This window comes from Pedobacter sp. CG_S7, from assembly GCF_040544395.1.
Classification (GTDB): Bacteria; Bacteroidota; Bacteroidia; order Sphingobacteriales; family Sphingobacteriaceae; genus Pedobacter.
In genome coordinates this window covers 109,541-131,996 of sequence record NZ_JBEONS010000006.1, presented here as the reverse complement: position 1 = coordinate 131,996, position 22,456 = coordinate 109,541, and the positions used below count along the sequence as shown (strand labels likewise).

Annotated in this window: 19 protein-coding genes; 14 read left to right on the top strand and 5 right to left on the bottom strand. The window is 36.4% G+C overall.

The window, feature by feature from the left end:
* Positions 1-11: 11 nt before the first annotated feature.
* From AAKU52_RS05830 to AAKU52_RS05820, 3 genes are all read right to left on the bottom strand, one after another.
* Positions 12-797 carry an SDR family oxidoreductase gene (locus AAKU52_RS05830; RefSeq protein ID WP_354331214.1) on the bottom strand — a complete coding sequence of 262 codons (786 nt, stop codon included), beginning with the start codon at positions 795-797 and terminating at the stop codon, positions 12-14.
* Entirely contained in the window at positions 787-1,926 is a 1,140-nt protein-coding gene (gene hemW, locus AAKU52_RS05825) for a radical SAM family heme chaperone HemW (RefSeq protein ID WP_354331212.1), read from the bottom strand. The genes AAKU52_RS05830 and hemW overlap by 11 nt, the downstream gene beginning before the upstream one ends.
* Before the next feature lie 226 nt (positions 1,927-2,152).
* Positions 2,153-3,385, bottom strand: coding sequence for a hypothetical protein (locus AAKU52_RS05820; RefSeq protein WP_354331209.1), 1,233 nt, complete (start codon positions 3,383-3,385; stop codon positions 2,153-2,155).
* Between the two features lie 186 nt (positions 3,386-3,571).
* Between AAKU52_RS05820 and AAKU52_RS05815 the strand changes: the two genes are divergently transcribed.
* The 7 genes from AAKU52_RS05815 to AAKU52_RS05785 all read left to right on the top strand — a co-directional run bounded on the left by AAKU52_RS05815 (position 3,572) and on the right by AAKU52_RS05785 (position 9,901).
* Positions 3,572-4,054, top strand: coding sequence for a c-type cytochrome (locus AAKU52_RS05815; protein WP_354331207.1), 483 nt, complete (start codon positions 3,572-3,574; stop codon positions 4,052-4,054).
* A 22-nt stretch (positions 4,055-4,076) separates the two neighbouring features.
* A complete protein-coding gene (gene nosZ, locus AAKU52_RS05810; protein ID WP_354331205.1) occupies positions 4,077-6,071 on the top strand; it encodes a Sec-dependent nitrous-oxide reductase in 1,995 nt (664 codons plus the stop codon).
* Positions 6,072-6,138: 67 nt separating this feature from the next.
* Positions 6,139-6,741: a hypothetical protein gene (locus AAKU52_RS05805; RefSeq protein WP_354331203.1), complete on the top strand. Its 603-nt coding sequence runs from the start codon at positions 6,139-6,141 to the stop codon at positions 6,739-6,741.
* On the top strand, positions 6,734-7,180 hold the full coding sequence (locus tag AAKU52_RS05800; protein WP_354331201.1) for a nitrous oxide reductase accessory protein NosL: 447 nt from the start codon (positions 6,734-6,736) through the stop codon (positions 7,178-7,180). Before AAKU52_RS05805 ends, AAKU52_RS05800 begins: the two co-directional genes overlap by 8 nt.
* Positions 7,180-8,424: a nitrous oxide reductase family maturation protein NosD gene (nosD, locus tag AAKU52_RS05795; RefSeq protein WP_354331199.1), complete on the top strand. Its 1,245-nt coding sequence runs from the start codon at positions 7,180-7,182 to the stop codon at positions 8,422-8,424. The genes AAKU52_RS05800 and nosD overlap by 1 nt, the downstream gene beginning before the upstream one ends.
* Positions 8,421-9,137, top strand: coding sequence for an ABC transporter ATP-binding protein (locus AAKU52_RS05790; RefSeq protein WP_354331197.1), 717 nt, complete (start codon positions 8,421-8,423; stop codon positions 9,135-9,137). Before nosD ends, AAKU52_RS05790 begins: the two co-directional genes overlap by 4 nt.
* A complete protein-coding gene (locus tag AAKU52_RS05785) occupies positions 9,134-9,901 on the top strand; it encodes an ABC transporter permease subunit (protein ID WP_354331195.1) in 768 nt (255 codons plus the stop codon). Before AAKU52_RS05790 ends, AAKU52_RS05785 begins: the two co-directional genes overlap by 4 nt.
* A gap of 11 nt (positions 9,902-9,912) precedes the next feature.
* On the opposite strand, the gene ric is transcribed toward AAKU52_RS05785, so the two are convergent.
* Positions 9,913-10,638, bottom strand: a complete 726-nt coding sequence (gene ric, locus AAKU52_RS05780; protein WP_354331193.1) for an iron-sulfur cluster repair di-iron protein — start codon at positions 10,636-10,638, stop codon at positions 9,913-9,915.
* Between the two features lie 137 nt (positions 10,639-10,775).
* Between ric and AAKU52_RS05775 the strand changes: the two genes are divergently transcribed.
* The 7 genes from AAKU52_RS05775 to porN all read left to right on the top strand — a co-directional run bounded on the left by AAKU52_RS05775 (position 10,776) and on the right by porN (position 20,634).
* Complete coding sequence (locus AAKU52_RS05775) at positions 10,776-14,120, top strand: DEAD/DEAH box helicase (protein WP_354331191.1); 3,345 nt, start codon at positions 10,776-10,778, stop codon at positions 14,118-14,120.
* 25 nt (positions 14,121-14,145) lie between these two features.
* Positions 14,146-15,135 (top strand): DUF4271 domain-containing protein, encoded by a 990-nt coding sequence (locus AAKU52_RS05770; RefSeq protein ID WP_354331189.1) that lies wholly within the window; start codon positions 14,146-14,148, stop codon positions 15,133-15,135.
* 14 nt (positions 15,136-15,149) lie between these two features.
* Positions 15,150-15,920, top strand: coding sequence for a uroporphyrinogen-III synthase (locus AAKU52_RS05765; protein ID WP_354331187.1), 771 nt, complete (start codon positions 15,150-15,152; stop codon positions 15,918-15,920).
* A gap of 97 nt (positions 15,921-16,017) precedes the next feature.
* A complete protein-coding gene (porK, locus tag AAKU52_RS05760; RefSeq protein WP_354331184.1) occupies positions 16,018-17,355 on the top strand; it encodes a T9SS ring complex lipoprotein PorK/GldK in 1,338 nt (445 codons plus the stop codon).
* Positions 17,356-17,374: 19 nt separating this feature from the next.
* Positions 17,375-18,187: a type IX secretion system motor protein PorL/GldL gene (gene porL / locus AAKU52_RS05755; RefSeq protein ID WP_354331182.1), complete on the top strand. Its 813-nt coding sequence runs from the start codon at positions 17,375-17,377 to the stop codon at positions 18,185-18,187.
* Between the two features lie 18 nt (positions 18,188-18,205).
* Entirely contained in the window at positions 18,206-19,744 is a 1,539-nt protein-coding gene (gene porM, locus AAKU52_RS05750; protein ID WP_354331180.1) for a type IX secretion system motor protein PorM/GldM, read from the top strand.
* Between the two features lie 2 nt (positions 19,745-19,746).
* Positions 19,747-20,634, top strand: coding sequence for a type IX secretion system ring subunit PorN/GldN (porN, locus tag AAKU52_RS05745; protein ID WP_354331178.1), 888 nt, complete (start codon positions 19,747-19,749; stop codon positions 20,632-20,634).
* An 8-nt stretch (positions 20,635-20,642) separates the two neighbouring features.
* Here porN and uvrC read toward each other — a convergent pair whose 3' ends face one another.
* Positions 20,643-22,439, bottom strand: coding sequence for an excinuclease ABC subunit UvrC (uvrC, locus tag AAKU52_RS05740; protein WP_354331176.1), 1,797 nt, complete (start codon positions 22,437-22,439; stop codon positions 20,643-20,645).
* Positions 22,440-22,456: the final 17 nt, after the last annotated feature.

Here is a 22,456-nt window from a genome sequence, read left to right as displayed (position 1 = left end):
TGTTTTTTTGATCAGGTAACCTTTGCTGTTTTCATATATTTGGAGAAGCGCAAAGGGAACAGCCTTTTGAAAAGGACACCTTTCACTTCTTTTCCTCCAATATATACTTCTTGTTTTTTTGTGCTAACGGCTTTATAAATTTTTGCTGCACAGTCTGCTACAGGCATCCCATTATTAATGGAATCGTCCATAACATTCTGTGCCTCGCCGTTGCCTTTAAGTGCATGGAGGCTGACGTTCGTTTTGATGAAACCAGGGCATACCAGGGTGATGTCGATTTTCTGATCGGCAATTTCAGCTCTTAAGGAATCGAAATAGCCATGTAAGGCATGTTTTGATGCTGCATAGGCAGAGCGAAACCGAGTGCCAAATTTGCCTGTTAAGCTGCTAATGCATACAATTTGACCACCGCCTTTTTCTATCATTCCCGGTATTACCGCTTTACTTAAGGTCACCGTTTCCCAGAAATTAACACGCATAATTTTCTCTTCTGTTTCGGTAGCAGTTGCTAAGGCAAGGCTGCGCTGACTAATGCCGCCGCTATTGATCAGTAAATCTATTTTGCCGAAGATGCGTAGTGCTTCCTGGGCTTTTTGAGGAAGTGTTTCAGTTTGTTCGAGGTCTAATGATAAAACATGGATGTTAATTGCATTTTTACAGTTCGCTTTTACCCGGAATAATTCATCTCTGTTGCGGGAAGAAATAATGAGCTTAGCGCCTTCTTGGTGATAACGATATACTAAGGCTTCGCCTATGCCAGACGATGCGCCGGTAATCCAAACAACTTTATCTTTCATGATTATCTAATAAAAATAATTCTGAGGCTATATGATCTGCAAATAATTTCCCCTCGGCCGTTAAAATGACCTTTTGGTTTTGCTGCTGTAGCCACTTGCGTTCTAAAAATGGTTTCAGGTTGAAAAGCATTTCTTCATGAAATGTTTTGCCAAAGGTATGTTTTATCTTTTCTAAATCCATACCCCACATGGTGCGCAATGAGGTCATGATATACTCATTTAAGCGGTCGAGCTGTGTAAGTTCTTCTACCGTTTCTGTAAGTTTTCCATTATATAGCTTTTCTAAATATTGCGCGTTATTGGCAATGTTTAATTGCCTGTTTGTTCCATCAAAACCATGTGCTGAAGGGCCTATACCTAGGTAAGGAACTCCACGCCAATAATTGGTGTTGTGTACTGCGTATTTTCCGGGTAAACTGTAATTGGAAATTTCATAATGTTCAAAGCCTGCAAGGCCCATTTTTTCAATCAGGATTTGAAATTGCTCCGCACTTTGGTCGTCGTTTAAAGGGAGTTGTTTTCCTTTTTTAATCAGGTTGGCAAGTGCAGTTTTGGGTTCTACGGTTAGCGAATAGCCTGAAATATGAGGAATTTGCAGGCTGATTGCTTTATTGATGTTTTCCTGCCATTTCAAATTGGTAAGCAGGGGGTAACCATAAATGAGGTCAATGCTAAGGTTCTCAAATCCAGCATCCTGACAACGTTTGATGGAGCCTTCGGCATCATTAGCGTTGTGCGCACGGTTCATCCAAAGTAAGTCTTCGTCGAAAAAGGATTGTGTGCCAATACTGAAACGGTTTACGGGCATTTTTCTTAACTCAGCAATTTTTCTGGCATTCAGGTCATCAGGGTTGGCCTCCATGGTGATTTCAGCATCCGAAGCTATAGAAAAGTGTTCCGTCAGGGTATTGAATATTTTAGCTAAATAAGGACTCTGTAATACAGAAGGTGTGCCTCCACCAAAATAGATACTGCCTACTTGATCTGTAATGCGGCTCTTTTTTAAAATGATTTCCTTGCAAATTGCATCTGTCATCTCTTCGGCATATTTTAGGGAAGTGCTGAAGTGAAAGTCGCAATAGGTACATGCTTTTTTACAAAATGGAATGTGGATATAGATGCCGGACATTACTTATGAATTAAAAATTAGCTTTGTGATTCTATTGTCTTTTATCATATTTTACCGACGTTTGGTTGCTCCAATAAGGTGTCGGATAAAAGTAACATAAGGATTTAGACAAATCCACTATAAGCTTAGGGAACAAAGGTAAACGAAATTATGAATTTCTATGTTTCAAAATTGAAGCTTGTTTCGTAATGATTTTATGGCTTTTAACTTCGTTTAAACAAATTAACTATAATCGAGTACTCAACTTATCCATAGTTAAAGCGATATAACTGATACCTATTCCTATTACAATCGCTAAAAAGAAAAGGATCAGGTTGGCATAGGGTAATGGTTTAAATTCCATTGCTTCAAGACCTTGAATCATTAAAACAATTTCTTGCAAAATAACTCCCGAAGTAAAGATCAGCACCCCTGTTTTAGAAAGCCGCCTGCCCTGAGCTATTAAAACCTCGTTAATATAAGCTAGTATGAAAAATGAGATAATTCCAAGAAATGATAAATGCAAGTAGCCAATAACGATAGGTCTGTAGCTAAAAGCATAATTACTTAAATATGGAATAGCGGAAAGCAGCTGCAAGATGATTTTTATGATAAATGCCGTCGATGCAAGGATCAATAAATATTTCGATGTAAAGTTTTGAATTATATTTCCTTTGAGCAGTATTAACAATTTTATAAAATAGAACAGTACAAACATTTGCAAAATTCCGGAGAAGCCTGCAATTACGTATAATGAAAACGGTAGTTTAAGCCAAAGGATGGAAAGGAAATAGGTAGGAACGACGGTAATGGCCATCATTAAAAATATTTTTTTATTAATGGAGTCCAAAAGAGCTATTTTTTTTTGAGCTAAAAAGGAAAAGAATAAGCCGAAACATACAAATAAAAACCAGCCGTTGTATTGAAAGTGTAGAAAAAAGTAGATAGACCCAAAATATAATTCTTGCACATTAATATGATTGGCCATCAAAAAGGCGAGCGAAAATGCACCTAAGGATGAAAAGGCCCAAAGTATTAACGCAGCTTTAAACCAAGTAGGTGCGTAAGAATTGTCCTTAACCTTCGAAAGATCTTGCCAATAGTAAAATATAAAAAAATAAGAAATAAATATAGAAAGGGTAGAAAAGAGGATGGAGTAAAATGCATAACCTTCTACCGTAAATGAAATAAGCATGCCGTATGCAACAATGCAGTTGGCTAGCAATAACCAGTGGTATTTATTATAGTTTGTTTTGATCTTTTGTTGTTGAAGGTAGTTTACAAGAAGGGCTATTAATACCAGCGTAACCCAACCAGTAAATGCGAAATGGGAATGTGCGTGAAGCACATTCTTTTGGTTAAAGAAAGGTAAGGGGAAATTGATTTTATAGCGTAAGGTAATACCGGCTAGTGCTACAACAGAAAAGTTGATTAGTGCGATTTGTATCCAACGTGTAGAATTAAATAGGTTCTTACCCATAACAATAATGATTTGATAATTAGAACAAATATATAGCTCTTTATATTTTAACTCCTAAAATATATTTATTGATACACTATTATTATATTAATGTAAGCTTTATCAGTGTTTTATATGATTAAAATCATATTTGTTTGTGATTTATATATGTAACATTGATGAATAAAAAAATCAAATCTGTCTCCTATGAAAAGTTTAACTTTAATTTGTTCTTTTGCTTTAGTTCTTGCTGCTTGCGGTGGTTCTAATCAAGACAAAAGCAGTAATGCTACAGATCCTTCCTCTACCGAGTCAGCTAGTACAACTGGTAGCAATCCTTCTTATGACCCCAATCGTGGCGAAGGAAAATTTACTGATGTAAAGTTAGCTGCTAAGTTAGATGGTGTAATGGCCAGTAAAGGTGAAGAAATCTCTGATTTAAAATGCGCTTCGTGCCATAAAATGACCGACGAGAAGTTAGTTGGACCAGGATGGAAAGGAGTTACTGAGCGTAATAAACCAGAATGGATCATGAACTTCATCACGAATCCAGATGCCATGATTGACAAAGATCCTAAAGTTCAGGCCATGTTGGAAATATGTATGGTTCGTATGCCCAATCAAAATTTAAGTGATGACGATGCCCGCGCTCTATTGGAGTATATGCGGAAAAATGATGGGGTAAAATAAACAAACGTTAAAGTAAACAAATATGAAAAAATTATTATATACCTTTTTATCAATTTCAGCAGCCGTTGTGCTGTTGAACATCTCTGGTTGTAAACCAAAAAACACAGGGGATGCCATCGCTGGTGATGCGGCTTTAAAAGTTTACGTTGCTCCAGGTAAGTACGATGAACTTTATAATTTTGTTTCGGGCGGCTTTAGTGGTCAGGTTAGCGTTTATGGGATTCCTTCGGGGCGTTTGCTTCGTGTGATACCAGTGTTTTCTGTTGATCCCGAAAAAGCCTGGGGTTATAGTGAAGAAACAAAACCTATGCTAAACACTTCTCATGGTGAAATACCTTGGGACGACCAGCATCACCTTGATTTATCACAAACTAACGGGGAAACTGATGGTCGCTGGTTATTCGCTAATGCAAATAATACACCGAGGATTGCACGTATTAACTTAAATACCTTCCGTACCTCAGAGATTATTGAAATACCGAATAGCGCGGGTAACCATTCTTCTCCATTTATTACGGAAAATACGGAATATGTAGTTGCAGGCACACGTTTTAGTGTTCCAATGGATAATGATAACGGTGATGTTCCCATAAATACTTATAAGCAAAACTTTAAAGGTACGATTAGTTTTGTGAGCGTAGCACCAAAGGATGGTGAGATGAAGATCGCTTTCCAGCTTTTACTTCCAGGTATGAATTTCGATTTAAGTCATAGTGGTAAAGGTCCTAGTTCTGGTTGGTTTTTTTTTAGCACTTATAATTCTGAACAAGCGCATACGCTTTTGGAAGTAAATGCTTCTAAACGTGATAAAGATTATATTCTTGCCGTAAATTGGAAAAAAGCAGAAGAATATGTAAAACAAGGAAAAGGCAAAAAACAAAAGGTAAGTTATGCACATAATAAGTATAATGAATCTACACATACCGCTACTTCAAAAATGGAAACTGAAGTTACTGTTATTGATGTAAAAGATTTTCCTGATATTGTTTATATGATTCCTTGTCCTAAATCACCACATGGTGTGGATGTGGATCCTTCTGGTGAATATATCGTGGGAAGTGGTAAACTTGCTGCATTGATTCCTGTATTTTCATTCGCAAAGATTCAAAAAGCAATAGCTAACAAAACTTTCGATGGTAAATATGGTGGGATTCCTGTGTTAAAATATGAATCTGCACTTTATGGTGAGGTTAAAAAACCTGGTTTAGGCCCTCTTCATACTGAATTTGACGAGAAAGGAAATGCCTATACTACATTCTTTATTTCATCTGAAATTGTTAAATGGAACATTAAAGATTTAAAAATATTGGATAGACATCCAACTTATTACTCTCCAGGTCACTTGAGCATTCCTGGTGGTGACACAAGAAAACCTTATGGAAAATACCTGATTGCTTATAACAAGATTACTAAAGATAGGTATTTGCCTACAGGCCCGGAACTTTCACAGGCGGCTCAGTTGTTTGATATTAGTGGGGATAAAATGAAATTATTATTGGATTACCCAAGTATTGGTGAACCGCATTATGCGCAGGCAATTCCTGCTGAGAAGCTGGTCAAAAATTCCGTTAAGATCTTTAAACTTGAAGATAATAAGCATCCTTATGTAACCATGGGTGAGAAAAATTCCAAAGTGGTTCGTGAAGGAAATAAAGTGCATGTATACCTTACTGCTATGCGATCTCACTTTTCTCCAGATAATATTGAAGGCGTAAAATTGGGAGATGAAGTTTACTTCCATGTAACTAACCTAGAACAGGATTGGGATGTACCTCATGGCTTCGCTGTAAAAGGGGCTAAAAATGCAGAATTACTGGTTATGCCAGGAGAAACTTCTACGTTAAAATGGGTTCCTGCAAAAGTCGGCATTTATCCGATTTACTGTACCGATTTTTGCAGTGCATTACACCAGGAAATGCAGGGTTATGTTAGGGTATCTGCAAAAGGATCAAACGTGCCTATATCATTTAGTCTCGGTAAAAATTCTGAAGCACCTGATTCCTTATTGAAAAAATAATTGTGATATGATGAACGGGCAGTCTAAAGGGCGTTCATTTTAATCATTATTTTTCAAATCAATTAAAATGAAAAAAAGTAATTCATCTCAAGAACTAAGCAAATCTACAAGGAGCATTACATTTGTTTGCTGCCTGTTGCTAATCATCGTTTTATTTGTTCCGCTATGGCAAATAGAGCTAAGCGCCCCACAATATCCTGAAGGGCTAGTAATGAAAATGTATCCTAATAAGCTGGCCGGAAATGTTGATGTTATTAACGGGCTAAATCATTACATTGGTATGAAAACACTTCATACAGAGGATTTTATGGAATTTACTATTCTTCCTTACATCATCGTATTTTTTGCGGTATGTTGCTTAATGGTTGCACTTATCTTAAAAAAAAGAAAATGGCTTAACACAGTGTTTATCATGTTTGTTTTATTTGGATTAATTGCTATGGTAGATTTTTGGAGATGGGAATATGAATACGGACATAATCTAAATCCCGATGCAGCTATAATAGTTCCGGGAATGTCTTATCAGCCACCTTTAATTGGATATAAAAAACTGTTGAATTTCGGGGCTTATTCTTTACCGGATACGGGAGGATGGATCTTTATTGGTGTAGGTTTATTATTGTTAACTGCTGTAATTACTGAATTTAAAAAAAAACCAAGGCATGAATAAATTAAATAACCTGATCACCGCAATTGTTATATTTCTTATGGGTTGTTTGGTATCCTGTTCAAACGGTCCAAAAAAGATTATCATTGGTAAAGACGCTTGTAGCTTTTGCAAAATGAGTATTGCGGATAATCGCTTTGGTGGAGAAATTTTGACTAAAAAAGGAAAGGTTTATAAGTTTGATGATACGCATTGCTTGGTTGGTTTTATCAGTGCAAACATCATTAATAACAGTGATATTCAAGAAACTTATTTTGCAGACTTTGAGGAGCCGCATGATTTGATTGAAGCACCCAGGGCCATTCTTTTTAAAAGTAATGAGCTCCATTCGCCAATGGGGGGAAATGTTGCAGCCTTTAGCGATCAAAATAAAGTTAAAGAGGCTTCTAATACATTTAAAGGTGAAGAAATTACCTGGGAAGCGTTACAAAAAGCAAATTAATGGATAAAATTATAAAGGCTTCTTTTATTGTTTTCTTTTTATTTTCTTTCATAACTGTTGAGGGAAGAACTTTTCATGTGGGCATATCAAAACCTTTTAAAACAATACAAAGTGCCATTGATCTTGCTCAAAATGGTGATAGCGTGTTGGTTTATGCCGGAATTTATAAAGAGAGAAATATAATTATTGAGAAATCAATTGTGTTGAAAGGAATTGATTTCCCTGTACTGGATGGGGAGAATAAATACGAAATAATCTCTATTAGGGCGAGAAATGCAACAATTGATGGTTTTAAATTACAGCATAGCGGAAGATCTGAAATAAGAGATATTGGCGCAATAATGATTTACGATAGTTATAAAGTTACTGCAATCAATAATGTTTTGGATGACACTAATTTTGGGATTTATGTACAAAACAGTATAAGCTGTACCATAAAAAACAATTCGATTACTTCTTATGGAAAGAACGAAGTGCAAAGTGGTAACGGAATCAACTGCTGGAAAAGCGATAGTTTGATAATTGTCGGTAATAAAATCAAGGGTCACCGTGATGGTATTTACTTTGAATTTGTGACCAATTCTTTAGTCTGGAGGAATATTAGCACTAAAAATATCAGGTATGGCATACACTTTATGTTCTCCCATCATGATACTTATATAGGCAATGTTTTTGAAGAAAATGAATCCGGCGTGGCTGTAATGTATACCAATCATATAAGAATGTATAATAATTACTTCCTAAATAACTGGGGGGATGCTGCCTATGGGATTTTATTAAAAGATATAACCGATAGTGACATTTCAGGAAATCATTTCACCAAAAACACGGTGGCACTGCATATGGAAGGTTGTAGTCGTATAAATTTATATAAAAATATTTTTTCTAATAATGGATGGGCAGTAAAAATCCAGGCCAGTTGTGATAATAATGACTTCGCTAAAAATAATTTTATGGGTAACACATTTGATATTGGTACAAATGGCTCGCTAGTCCTGAATACTTTCAATGGAAATTATTGGGATAAATACGAAGGTTATGACCTGAACCGTGATAAAATTGGAGACGTTCCTTACCATCCAGTAAGCTTGTACTCTATGATTATTGAAAGTAATCCAGCTGCACTCATGCTTTTTAGAAGTTTGATTGTTACTTTATTAGATAAAACTGAAAAAGTATTACCTGGAATCACGCCTGAAAATTTAAATGATAAATCACCTTTAATGAGGCAAATGCCATTATGATTATTGCAAAAGATATAATTAAAAGATTTGGAAATTTAAAAGCACTTAATAGCGTTTCACTCACTTTTTCTAAAGGGGAATGTGTTGCTTTACTTGGGCCAAACGGAAGTGGAAAAACAACTTTGATTAAGTCCATCCTCGGAATGGTGGTGCCTGATAGCGGTACAATTCATATTAACGGAGCAAGCATTGCTGGTAAATGGATGTATCGTGAACACATTGGATATATGCCGCAGATAGGTCGTTACCCTGAAAATATGACAATTGCAAATGTCATAGACATGATGAGGGATATTAGAAAGGGGAGCCACAATCAACACCATGATGAAGACCTGATTAATAGTTTTGGTTTAAACAATATGCTTCAAAAAAAAATGAGAACATTATCTGGGGGTACGACTCAAAAAGTGAGTGCAAGCCTTGCTTTCTTGTTTAATCCGGATGTTTTAATTCTTGATGAGCCTACAGCCGGATTAGATCCATTGTCTTCAGAAATATTAAAACAAAAGATTATCAAAGAAAAACAAAACGGAAAGTTAATACTCATTACCTCTCATGTGTTGAGTGAACTAGATGATTTAATTACTGAAGTAGCTTATATGCAAGAGGGGAGTTTGGTGTTTCATAAAAAGCTATCTCTACTAAAAGAAGAAACAGGCGAGCAGAAGTTGGCGAAGGCAATTACAAAAATAATGAAAGTAGAACAGTTATGAATAAAATTTTAAAATATGTAATTTTTGATATTGTTCAGAATAAAATCGTCTTGATTTATACGGTTCTGCTACTGGTGATATCCTTAAGTGTCTTTAATCTGGAAAATAATTCTGCAAAAGGTTTGTTGAGTTTGCTGAACATCATTTTGATCATCGTTCCATTAATCTGTATTATTTTTTCTACCATTTACATTTATAATAGCTCAGAGTTTATTGAGCTCCTGGTGAGCCAGCCTATCAAAAGAAAAGCCATCTGGCTTAGTATCTTTTCAGGTTTAGCAACATCCCTTGCAGTCGCATTTTTTATAGGGGCAGGCGTGCCGATATTGCTTTATCATGCCGATAAAACTGGTATGATGATGATTGCGACTGGACTTTTCCTGACGCTAGTTTTTGTAAGTATTGCTATGTTGGCTGCTGGTCTTACCCGTGATAAAGCAAAAGGTATAGGGTTATCTATTCTGCTTTGGTTATATTTCTCACTAATTTTTGACGCACTGGTTTTATTTATTCTATTTCAGTTTCAAGATTATCCACTGGAAAGAATAATGGTCTTTTTAAGCTTTCTTAATCCTATAGATCTTTCCCGTACTCAGATATTGTTACTAATGGATATCTCGGCCCTTATGGGATATACCGGTGCTGTATTCCGTGAGTTTTTCGGAACCAGCACCGGTGTTGTTATTTCATTTATAGGTTTGAGCTTCTGGATTATTATACCAATGTTCATTTCCTTGAAGAAATTTAAAAAGAAGGATTTGTAGGTAATAATAATTTATACATTTAATTCTTTTTCAAGTTCAATTGCTTTTGGAAATAAAATGTTGTTTTCTAGGTGAATGTGAGTATGCAGATCATCTTCATATTCTTTTAACATAGCAAATGAAACCTTATAAGTATTGCAAGCATCAGCAGGAGGTGTATAATTGTTGCTTAGTCCAGCAATTTTTCTAAATCGTTCTCCTTCAATATCATGCTCCTGCATCATCATTGCTATAGGGTTTTTAATGGTTCCAAAATGGGTATTGATAAGTGGCTGATTTTCTTTTTTTGAATTCACTAAAGTCCTTACATAAGGGAATAACACCTGCTCTTCTTTTTTCATATGCGAGGTTAATTCATCAGCACTTGCAAAAAACTCTTCTTTAATTGCAAATAGTTCAGGGTGATGAATGCCATGAACCTTGCATATTTTCTCCAAATAGGGTTTTATTGCTGTTATCTTTTCAGTAACATAACGATGATGCTTTTTCTCTATATAGTCTGCCAACAAATCAATAGGCCATGATTGAAAATCTGTCGTATTCTTTACTTGCTCTTTAACGATAGCATTTAACTCATTTATTAAGCTTTCTGGCATCACCTCTTTTTTGTCGCAAGCATTTTTAATAGTTCGGTTGCCTTGACAACAAAAGTCAATGCCATTAGATTGAAATACTGCTGCTGTGCGGTAATCTTCCGCAACTAATTCCCCAATAATTGTTTTTTCTGATATATCCATGATAATTAATTTTTCAATTGCAAAATGGGGTTTATCTTTGATTGTATAAATGATGGTTATCAGAATGATAACTGATAAGTGTCACTTTTGTACAGCCCCATCATTGTGTGAAAACAAAGTATCTCTATCTTTGATTGATGACTGATAGAGAAGTTCTGATTGAAGAGTTTACTGCCGGGCAGCTAAATCATGTATTTATTTCAAAGCATGCTGAACATGCTGTTGATACAGGCTTAGTTGATTTTTATGATGTTCGTGCCATTGATCCAGAATTGGGCTATTGTATGTTTATTTGTCGCCCAGGAACCGCCAAAACTGCTTATGTAACTGTTTCTTTAGAAAATAAAACCCTAAGAATGGGTTGCGATTGTGCTGAACAAGGGCAGAAATTATGTAATCATCAGGCTCAGGTACTTTTCAACATCATGCGCAGAGAAGAGCTGCGGATATTTTTTGATGCACAGCTAAGGCAGGAAAGAATGAAGCTGGTGGCCAGAGATTTTGGTCTGGAAAAGGAACAATACCTGGATGATTTTTTTCAGGTGGAATATAATAACAGGACAATTACAATTAGCCCTAAAGCAAAAGAACTTTTTAAGGTGAATTCTGAAACCAAGCGCTATATCACCGAAAACTTATTGCCTAAACACAATTCTCCCGTATTAAAAAAGACGGAAGAAGGATTAAAGCGGATTGTAGTTTTTAGAAAGCATAAGTATTATAATCAATTTTACATTGAATTATATGAAGGTGAAAGTACTTTGCATGGTAAAATGAAGAACCCACTGGTTAATGTTAATCCTCTGGATTTGATATGGAAGGCCGAAGACGCTGATGAATTAAAATTTTACACCGCAGTAGCCAAATTTCAAAATAATTATGATTCAGAACGTTCTGAATCTGATATCAATGCATTTAGAGCGTTGATCAAAAATCCGTTAGGATTGAACTTTTATGATCAGAAGGAGGGTGCAAAATCGGTAAATACAGCTTCATTGTTGCCGCTACATTTGAAATCCTTACAGTTGGATATCAGGATCCTAGTCAATCAGCGGCAATCTTTTTATGAAATTTCCGGGCAGCTTTACCTTGACGACAAATCTTATGACCTGGAAAAATTACTGGTTAAATTTCATTACTTCCTAGATTATAACAAAACTTTTTATTTAATCGATAATCCAGATTTTTTAAGGATGATAGATTTCTTTAAAAAGCACAATAATAAAATGCTGATTCATCAAAGTAAGTTTGAGGAGTTTCAACGAACGATTCTTGCTAAATTAGAAAACAATATCCATGTTTCTTATGCTTATTTAAAAACCGCTACTCCGAAACAACTTCTGGAAAACAGTTTCGATTTGCCAAATGAAAAGCTGATATACTTGTCGGATGAAGGTGACTTTATCTTAATTACACCGGTGGTTAAATATGGGAACGTGGAAGTGCCTGTACTTTCTAAAAAAACAATATATGCTATAGATAGCAGGGGTAGGCCATTTATGGTTTCCCGTGATGAAGCGCTGGAATTGAAGATTGCCTCAGTCCTAATTCGGCAGCATCCTCATTTTGAAGAACAGCTGGATCAAAATCATTTTTATTTGCACAAATCTAGATTTTTAGATAATGGCTGGTTTCTGGATGCTTTTGAGGATTGGAAAAAAGAAGGTATTATTATTCTTGGGTTTAATGAACTGAAAAATAATAAACTGAGTGCAAATAAAGCTAAGATTGACATTAAGGTGTTGAGTGGTCTGGATTGGTTTGAGACTTCCATAGATTTGAAGTTTGGAAAGGAAAAGATTTCATTAAAATACCTGCATAAATCAATTAGGAACAAAAGTAAGTTTGTACAGCTAGGCGACGGTACCCTGGGTATTTTACCGGATGAATGGATAGAAAAATTTACTAAATATTTCAATTCTGGTGATGTTGGAGAAGAAAGCATCCGTATGCCGAAGGTTAACTTTTCTAGTATTTCGGAAATGTATGAAGAGGAGTACTTGTCTAAAGAAGTGAAGCTGGAACTTGCCATGTTTACTTCTAAATTGTCTGGATTTCAGGAAATTACTGAGGTGGAGGTGCCGAAAAATTTAAATGGAATTTTACGGGAGTACCAACAGCAAGGTCTTAGCTGGTTGAGTTTTTTAGATGATTTTGGGTTTGGTGGCTGTCTGGCAGATGACATGGGACTGGGGAAAACTATCCAGGTCATTGCTTTTCTACTGCTAAAAAAAGAAAAAGGCAAAGCGCAAACCAACTTAATTGTGGTGCCCACCACATTGATTTTTAACTGGCAGGCAGAAATTGCCAAATTTGCCCCTTCGTTAAAAGTTCATACCGTTTATGGTGTTGAAAGGCGTAAGGATGTTATTGGTTTTGAAGCCTATGATGTGATCATTACTTCTTACGGGACTATGCTTTATGATATCAAGTTCTTAAAGCAATTTATTTTTAATAGTGTCTTTCTGGATGAATCACAAACGGTCAAAAATCCCACTTCGCTGCGTTACCAGGCTGCGGCTTTATTAAAGTCGAGGAACAAAATTGTCATCACGGGCACGCCAGTTGAAAACAGTACTTTCGATCTTTATGGGCAGCTTTCATTGGCTAATCCAGGGCTTTTAGGTTCCCGGCAGTATTTTAAAGACCACTTTTCAACCCCCATCGATAAGTTTAAAGATATTAAAAGAGCTATGGAGCTACAAAAAATGGTGCGGCCATTTATTTTAAGGCGCACTAAAAAGCAGGTTGCAACTGAACTTCCAGATAAAACAGAAATGGTTATTTATTGTGAGATGGAAGAGGAACAACGGAAATTTTATGATTCTTATAAAAATGAGTATCGGAATTTCTTGCTTAACCATAAAGAGGAGGACCTTTCTAAGCACAGCATGCACGTTTTGAAAGGATTAACTAAATTGAGGCAAATCTGTAATTCACCAGCCCTGCTAAAAGAAGATCGGTTTTATGGTAATTCTTCTTCGAAAATAACCTTGTTAATGGAGGAGATTGAGGGTAAATGCAGCCAACATAAAATATTGGTTTTTTCGCAGTTTGTTTCTATGCTTGATTTGATAAGGAAGGAGCTAACTGATAGGAATATAGCATTTGAATACCTCACCGGGCAATCTAAAAATCGTAATGTAAAAGTTGCAGCCTTTCAAAATAATGAAAAGTTAAGGGTATTTTTAATTAGTTTAAAGGCTGGTGGCATGGGATTGAATTTGACAGAGGCTGATTATGTTTATTTGGTGGATCCCTGGTGGAACCCTGCAGTGGAAAACCAGGCAATTGACAGAAGTTATCGTATAGGACAGAAGAAAAACGTCATCGCTGTACGGCTTATTTGTCCCGATACCATAGAAGAGAAAATCATGCACTTGCAGGAAACTAAAAAGGATCTTGTAAATGACCTGATTAAAACGGAACAGAATACATTGAAACAACTTACAAGAAAGGATTTATTAGAATTGTTTAATTAGCTAATAATAACTTAGTTTTGCAGCGTTGAAGACCTTCATTTTACTTTTATGGTGTTTTATAGGAACTTGTACCTGGAATTTGCAGGCACAAGTTACTCCTGTGCCTTTGCAATCCGATAGTATTGTTAAAGAATTCAAGAAAGTTATACCCAATCGGGTAACGAAAGATTCCGCATTTTATGCTCGTCAAAAGTTTGTAACTGATTCAATTATAAGCCATACCTGGATATTGCCAGACTCTTTGCTGAGCTCGACTATTTTGATGGACAGTATTTTAAAGGCTAATGTTTATAGTAAATCGGACAAAAGTCCGTGGTTTACAATACATGATAAAGGAGAAAAAGAAAGCTTATATAAAGAGGGTAAGCCTTTGCCAAAAGGTGAAGTATGGATCATAAGTTTCATCGCTTTTTTACTTTTGGTTTTTGCTGTTTTGAAAAGGTACTTTTCCAGACCACTTTACAGTATTGTGCAGGCTTTTTTTAGTAACCGAGTTTTAAATAATTTGTATAAGGAGGATAATCTATTTACTTCCTGGCCTTTTTTACTTTTGTTTATACAGTTTGGATTTACATTAGGTATGTTCTTTTACCTGGTTACTCAATATTACCACGTGTCTTATGGGGCAGGTGGGTTTAATTTTTTTCTGACAATATCTGTCATGATTATTATTCTTTACACTTGTAAGATTATCCTTTTGAAATTTTTAGGGCATTTATTTAATATACAAAAGGCTGTTCACGAATATATCATCATATTATATTTAAGTTATTTTAATTTATCCTTATTGTTCATTCCTTTAGTAGTGGCATTTGCCTTATCCTCACTAAGATATGGGTTGAATTATATTATAATATCGTTAATCATGGTAGGGTTAATATTTACTTTTCAATTTTTTAGGGCAGGTGTAAATGTTTTATCTCACTATCGGTTTTCAAAGGTCTATTTATTTTTGTACTTTTGTGCCCTCGAAATCTGTCCTATTTTAATACTAATCAAGGCAGTAGGTTTATAACGCTTAATAAGATAATGCAGGAAAACAAAGAAGATCGGTTACGCAAGGTTAAAAGTATTTTGATTACTTTACCAAAGCCTGAAACAGAGAAGTCGCCTTATTTTGATTTGGCAAAAAAATTCAATTTAAAAATTGATTTCAGATCATTTATTCATGTTGAAGGTATTCCAGCCAGGGATTTTAGAAAAGATAAAATTAACCTTGGTGACTTTACGGCAGTAGTTTTTACAAGTAGGAATTCTGCAGATCATTTTTTTAGGATATGTGAGGAAATGAGGTATGATGTGCCTTCAGATTTGAAGTACTTTTGTATATCTGAATCTACAGCTTTGTATCTCCAAAAATATATTCAGTACCGTAAAAGGAAAATATTTTTTGGAAAGCAAACCGCAGCTGATCTTGCAGAGGTGTTGAAGAAACATGCTACTGAGAAATTTCTTTACCCATGTTCTGACATGGCTACTGAAGATACCTTGAAGTTTCTTCAAAAAAACGGGTATGATTTTACCCCGGCGGTTTTATTTAAAACTGTTGTGAGTGATCTTTCAGATCTTGCAGAGGTTTTTTATGATGTGATTGCTTTTTTTAGTCCATCCAGCATACAGTCCTTGTTCGTTAATTTTCCAAACTTTGCACAAAACCAAACAAGAATTGCAGCTTTTGGTGTAAATACCCATAAAGCTGTAACAGATGCGGGTTTAATTGTAGATATTGCAGCACCAAGCCCTGAAGCCCCCTCTATGATAATGGCAATTGATAATTATATTAAAAAATCAAATAAGTAAAAATTATATACAATTAACTCTCTCCTAATTAATTGTCAATAGACTTTGTTTTTGTCATTGTTTATTTATAAAATTGCTTATAATTGCTATAGTTTATATGAGAAAAAGTTACCTTCGGGGATTCATAGCTACCGCTATATTCCTATCCAGTATTATAACAGTTAGCCATGCACAGTCAAGATGGGTAAGGGTTAAGAAAAATAAGGTTTATTCTCCTCACAATAGAGATATGGCTTCAATACCTGCTGGTCAAACCTTTATTGGTCTTCCTGTTGAGATCATGGACACGCTTAGAGCTCCTGGACGAATGGTGTCGATCAGTGCTTTTTTTATGGATCGAACGGAGATTTCTAATGAGCAGTACCGTGAATTTGTTCATTGGGTAAGAGATTCTGTTGCCATTACAATGCTTGGGCCAACTGTAGCCCCTAATCTGTTTAAGCCCGTTTCAACAACAAAAGGTGGCGCAACTTTAACTTCCCAGCGACAAATTAACTGGAAAAATAGAAAGCTGCTCTGGCGTAATGGGAGCAAAGGTTACGCAGATAAACTTGCTAATATGTATTATACAGGTGATGATGCTTTGCTTGGTAAAAAAGAAATTGATATTCGTAAAATAAGGTATTCTTTTATCTTTATTAATATGGATCTTGCCGCTGCTGGAAGAAATGACCCAAATAAAAACCGTAGAGACTTTATTCAAAGTTATGTAGATAATCCAGATCCTTCTAAAGCCAATGAATTTCCTTCAATCAAAGTTTATCCAGATACTTTAGCCTGGAAGGTTGATTATGGTTATTCTGAAAATGATCCAATGGTTAAAGATTACTTCAATAATCCAGCATTTAATGATTTTCCTGTTGTAGGAGTAACCTGGGAACAGGCTAATGCCTATTGTATGTGGCTTACTAGAAAGTATGCTGGTAACCGAGGTTCTAGAAAACAACCAAAACTTGAATTCAGGTTACCTACTGTAGCCGAATTTGAATATGCAGCAAAAGCAGGCGAACAAGATGCAAAATATCCTTGGGATGGCGATCTTCTTAATGGCGATAAAGGCCATTTATTAGCCAACTTTAAAAATGATGCGGGTATTTATACCCCTGACTACGGTTTATTTCCAGTAAACGTTAGGTCTTATTCACCAAATAATTTTGGGCTCTATAATATGTCTGGAAACGTATCCGAATGGACCGCCACCGCTTATAATCCTTCATCAGTTGGCTTGTTGAATGACTTTAATCCAAATTTCACTTATGCTGCAAAACCAACTGACAGTAAGTATTTGAAGCGTAAAGTAGTTAAGGGAGGTTCTTGGAAGGACATCGCTTACTTTTTACAAAATTCAGTATCTACTTATGAATTCCAAGATCAACCAAGATCTTACATTGGATTCCGATGTGTTGCATCATATCCCGGCACTAATATTAAATAATTTTTAATTTAAACTTAAGATGGCAGAACAAGTTAAAACTGATTGGTTACACAAAGCAATTTCCTGGGGTGCCAGTATTGTAATTATTGGCGTGCTTTTTAAAATTCTCCACCTCGGAGGAATATGGGGAAATTATATTATAGGATTTGGCCTCGGAATTGAAGCGATTTTATTTTTTGTAACAGGATTTTTTCCGCCAAAACCCGACCCGGAATGGAAAAAAGTTTATCCAGAATTAAGTGAAGATTTTACAGGTGAATTACCTGTTGCTGCTTCGCGTTCTGTGGTTGTAAATCAACCCTCTTTTTCCCATACTGCTGCTTTGGATAAAATGATGTCTGATGCTAAAATAGGGCCTGAATTGATAGAAAGCCTGGGTGCTGGACTAAGAACATTTGGCGATAAAGTAGCGTCTATTTCACGAGTAGCTGATGCCGCGGAGGCAAGTAATGAGTTTACACAAAAAATTAAAACTGCTACAGCTGGTTTTGATCATTTAAATCAGGCTTTTGGGAAGGCAACAGCACAATTGGTAGAAATGGGACAAAATACTGGTGACGCTAAAGCTTACCATGAACAGGTTAATACGCTGGCTAAAAATCTTTCTGCTTTAAATGCAGTCTATGAATTGGAACTTCAAGACTCTACGGCTCACCTAAAGTCCATGAATAAATTCTACCAGAACCTTTCATTAACCATGAACAATTTTAACGAATCGATGGAAGATTCTAAACAGTTCAAGGATGAAGTGGGTAAATTGGCAAAAAACCTTTCTTCTCTGAATGCTATTTATGGTAATATGCTGACTGCGATGAATCAACCACGTGTTTAATCAATTAACTGAGCGATAATGGCAGGAGCAAAAGAGACCACAAGGCAGAAGATGATCAATGTCATGTATTTGGTATTGTTAGCCATGCTTGCCTTGAATGTGTCTGATACAATATTAAACGCCTTCAAAAATATTAATGACAGTCTGGAAGCGTCTAAATCAAACGTTAATACAAGTGTTGAACAGTTATTCTCTGCCTTTCAAAACACGAAATTAAAAGATGAGCCTGAAAGGGCGCAGCCGATTTGGGAAAAAGCAAATAAGGCTAAAGCTTATGCTGAGGAACTCAATAGTGCAATTGAAAGTTTGAAGCAACAATTTGAAAAAGAGGGTAATGGCATTGATCCAGAGACTGGTGATCTGGTAGAAAGGGCTAATCAAGATATTGCCCAGGACATCATGATCAATAAAAAAGAAGGGCAAAAGTTACAGGCTAAAATCAATGAAACTCGTGAAAAGCTAATCGGCTTATTAAATCCTGAAGATCGTAAAGCTGTAACATTTACCCTGGAGGCTAAGGATGCTACAAAACATGTTAATGGTAAAAGAGAATGGTCAGATATTAATTTTGGTGAAGGCACTCCTCTAACGGCAGCCAATACCATATTGACGAAAATTCAAGCTGACACTAAAAATGCAGAAGCTGAAGTGGTTAAAAAATTATTTGGTAACATGGATAAGTCGCTCGTTAATTTAGATCAGTTTGCTGCGGTTGCTGTAGCACCAACTTCTTATGTTATCCAGGGACAGCCGTACAAGGCCGAAGTATTTTTAACGGCAAGTGACTCTAAGTCTAGTCCGGAAATCAGGGTAAATGGTAATAACCTAGCCATAAAAGATGGTAAAGGAAGTTACTCTGGTGGCACTTCAAGTGTTGGTGTGTTCAAATGGGCAGGTATTATAAGGGTCAAACAAACAGACGGAAAAATTAAAGAATACAGAACACCGGAACAAACTTATCAGGTTGCAAAGCCTTCAGCAACGGTTTCTCCAGATAAAATGAATGTCATTTATGCTGGTATAGCTAATCCTTTTTCCGTTTCTGCTGCCGGCTTTCCATTAGAGAGTGTCAAGGCAAGTATCAGTGGTGGTAGTATGAGTGGTGCTAATGGTAAATATATTGTCAACGTAGGTGGTGCCCAGATTGGCAAAGAAGTGAGTATTAATGTTACAGCTAATAATGCTGGTAAGACCGTTACTCTTGGATCGCAAAGGTTTAGGGTAAAAGCATTACCTACCCCAAAAGCAATGGTTCGTGGTAAATCTGGTGGTAGTGTAGAAGTTGAATGGTTGGAGTCTGCCAGCCAAATGGAAACACTCCTGGAAGATTTCGTTTTTGATGTTAAATATAAAGTGCTCCGATTTTCTGCCACATTTATAAATCCACGTTCAGATGCGGTAAGTATATCCTGTAGTGGCTCGGGCTTCAATGGCCAAATTAAAGGTGCCTTGAGTTCTATTAAGCCGGGGGCTACAGTGATTTTTAAAGATATTGTTTGTGAAGGCCCTGATGGTAGACAAAAGGTGCTTGATAATATAACATTTATAACAAGATAGCTATGATGAATAAGGTTTTGTATACACTCGGTTTGTTGACATTAGGATCAATTTCTTTTGCGCAGTCAACAAAAACCACAGCAAATACAGCTGCCCCATTGGTAATTAAAAAAACTAAAACACCACCAAAAGATGGCTTTTCTGCACGTATAGATGTAGATAGCAATACTGTTGTACCATATGCAGCTGTTCGGGAAGAAGATGTTTATTATTCTAAACGTATCTGGCGGGAAATGGATTTAACAGATTCTGTGAATAGTGTTTTAAATAATGATCAGTATAAATTGATTGAAATATTTCTTACTGCTATTCAGGATGAGGAACTTACCGCATATTCTTCAAAAGATACTATAGCTGGGAGAGTTTTAGAAGATAATGATTCCTTTAAAATTGCTTTGACCGCTCAAGAAGCCTTGCAAAATGCTAGAGGATACACCGAAGGCTCGCAAGATCAAATTACAGGCAAACTCGCAAAGCCAACACTCAAAAGGTTAAGGCCAGATGATTTCTCTAAATACAGGATCAAAGAAGACTGGATTTTGGATATCAAGCGTGCCGTATTTGAACCACGAATTGTTGGAATTGCTCCAATGAAAATGGTTGAAGGAAACTGGCAGCCTGTATTTTGGATCTATTTTGATGAAGCCAGGGAAATACTCAGCAAGAAAAGGTTGTTGAACCCACGTAATGACGCTTCGGTTATGACTTACGATGATTTTTTTACCAGGCGTTTATTTTCCAGTATTATTGTTAAAGAGACCAATCCAGGAAATAAAACAATCATGGAGATTCTGGGTGCAACTGATCCTAAAGATCCAAAGTTGATTGCAGAATCTGAAAGGATAGAAAAGTCTTTGGACAAATTTCAAAAGCGGATGTGGAAATACTAATGGATTACTTACTTATTAAAGTATTCCAAAAGTGTTTTAACCTGCGTTTTATTTAATACTTCAGCCAATTCCTGCTCTTGTGCCTCTTTAATCCGCTTTACAGATTTAAAGTGGCGCAAGAGTTTGTCCGCCGTTGTTTTTCCAATCCCTGCAATACTTTCCAACTCAGTTTTAAGCGTGCCTTGATCTCTTTTCTTCCTGTGAAAAGTAATTCCAAAACGATGGGCCTCATCACGCAGTTGCTGAATAACTTTTAAAGTCTCTGATTTCTTATCCAGGTACAAAGGAAAACTATCCCCCGGATAGTAAAGTTCTTCCAGTCTTTTAGCTATTCCAATTATTGTCACCTGTTTTTCTATCCCTAACTTCTTTAGACTCGCCATAGCGGAAGACAACTGTCCTTTACCACCGTCAATGATGATCAGTTGAGGCAATGGCTGCTCTTCGTCTAGCATCCGCTTGTATCGCCTAAAAACTGCTTCCTCCATTGTGGCGAAATCATTCGGGCCTTCTACGGTTTTAACATTAAAGTGTCTGTAATCTTTTTTAGAAGGCTTGGCATCCTTAAAAACAACTATTGCTGACACAGGGTATGCCCCCTGAAAATTGGAGTTGTCAAAACATTCTATATGCTGTGGAAGCCTGGTTAGCCTTAAATCCTTCTGCATTTGCGTTAGAATACGGTCAGACCTTAAATCTGGATTGAGCTTCTCATATTGGTTCAGCTTTTCTTTCTTAAAATAAATCACGTTTTTTTGGGAAAGCTCCAGCAGGCTTTTTTTCTCCCCAACCTTAGGTACTGTAAACCTCAGCTCAGGATCAGATACGGTAATCTCAAAAGGAACTATGATTTCTTTGGAAGTACTTTCGAATTTTGTCCGGAATTCTGTGATAGCCAGTGTTAATAGTTCTTCATCCGTTTCATCAAGTCGCTTTTTGATCTCAATAGTTTGCGCTTGTATAATACTACCATTTATAATCTTGAGGTAATTTACAAAGGCATATCGTTCATCAGAAGCAATGCTCACCACATCAATATTGGTAATGGAACTATTTACTACGGTAGATTTACTTTGGTATTTCTCCAGTACCAGCAGTTTGAGCTGAAAATGATGTGCCAATTCAAAATTAAGTTCCACAACTGCATTTTTGATGATCTGCTTCAAGTCTTTGATTACATTCCCAATTTTTCCACCTAGAATTTCCTTGATCTCTTCTATGTTTTTGTTGTAGTCATCTTCCTTTTGGTAAGCCTGACAAGGTCCTTTACAATTACCAATTTGGTATTCCAGGCAAACTTTAAACTTACCGGCATCAATATTTGCAGGTGTTAAGGGGAGCGTACAAGTGCGCAAAGGATAAGTTTCTTTTATCAGGTCCAGAATGGTATGCATCATGCCAACAGAAGCATAAGGGCCAAAATAAGTCGAGCCATCTTTTACCCGGTTTCTGGTCCAGTACACCCTTGGAAAAGGTTCTTTTTTGATGATGATCCAAGGGTAGGTCTTGTCATCTTTCAACATGATGTTATACCTTGGCTGGTGTTTTTTAATCAGGCTGTTTTCCAACAGCCATGCATCAATTTCAGTGTCAACGATGGTAAAAGTAATGTTCCTGATTTTAGAAACCAAGACCTTGGTTTTACCATTCATCTGGTTATCCTGATTAAAATAGGAGCCTACACGGTTACGCAGGTCTTTGGCTTTACCGATATAAATTAGGATGCCTTCAACATCCCGGAACTGGTAAACACCAGGCCGGTGCGGAATATCGGCAAGAGCCGTTTTATGGTCGAAAGCACTCATTGGAAGGGGGGATAAGG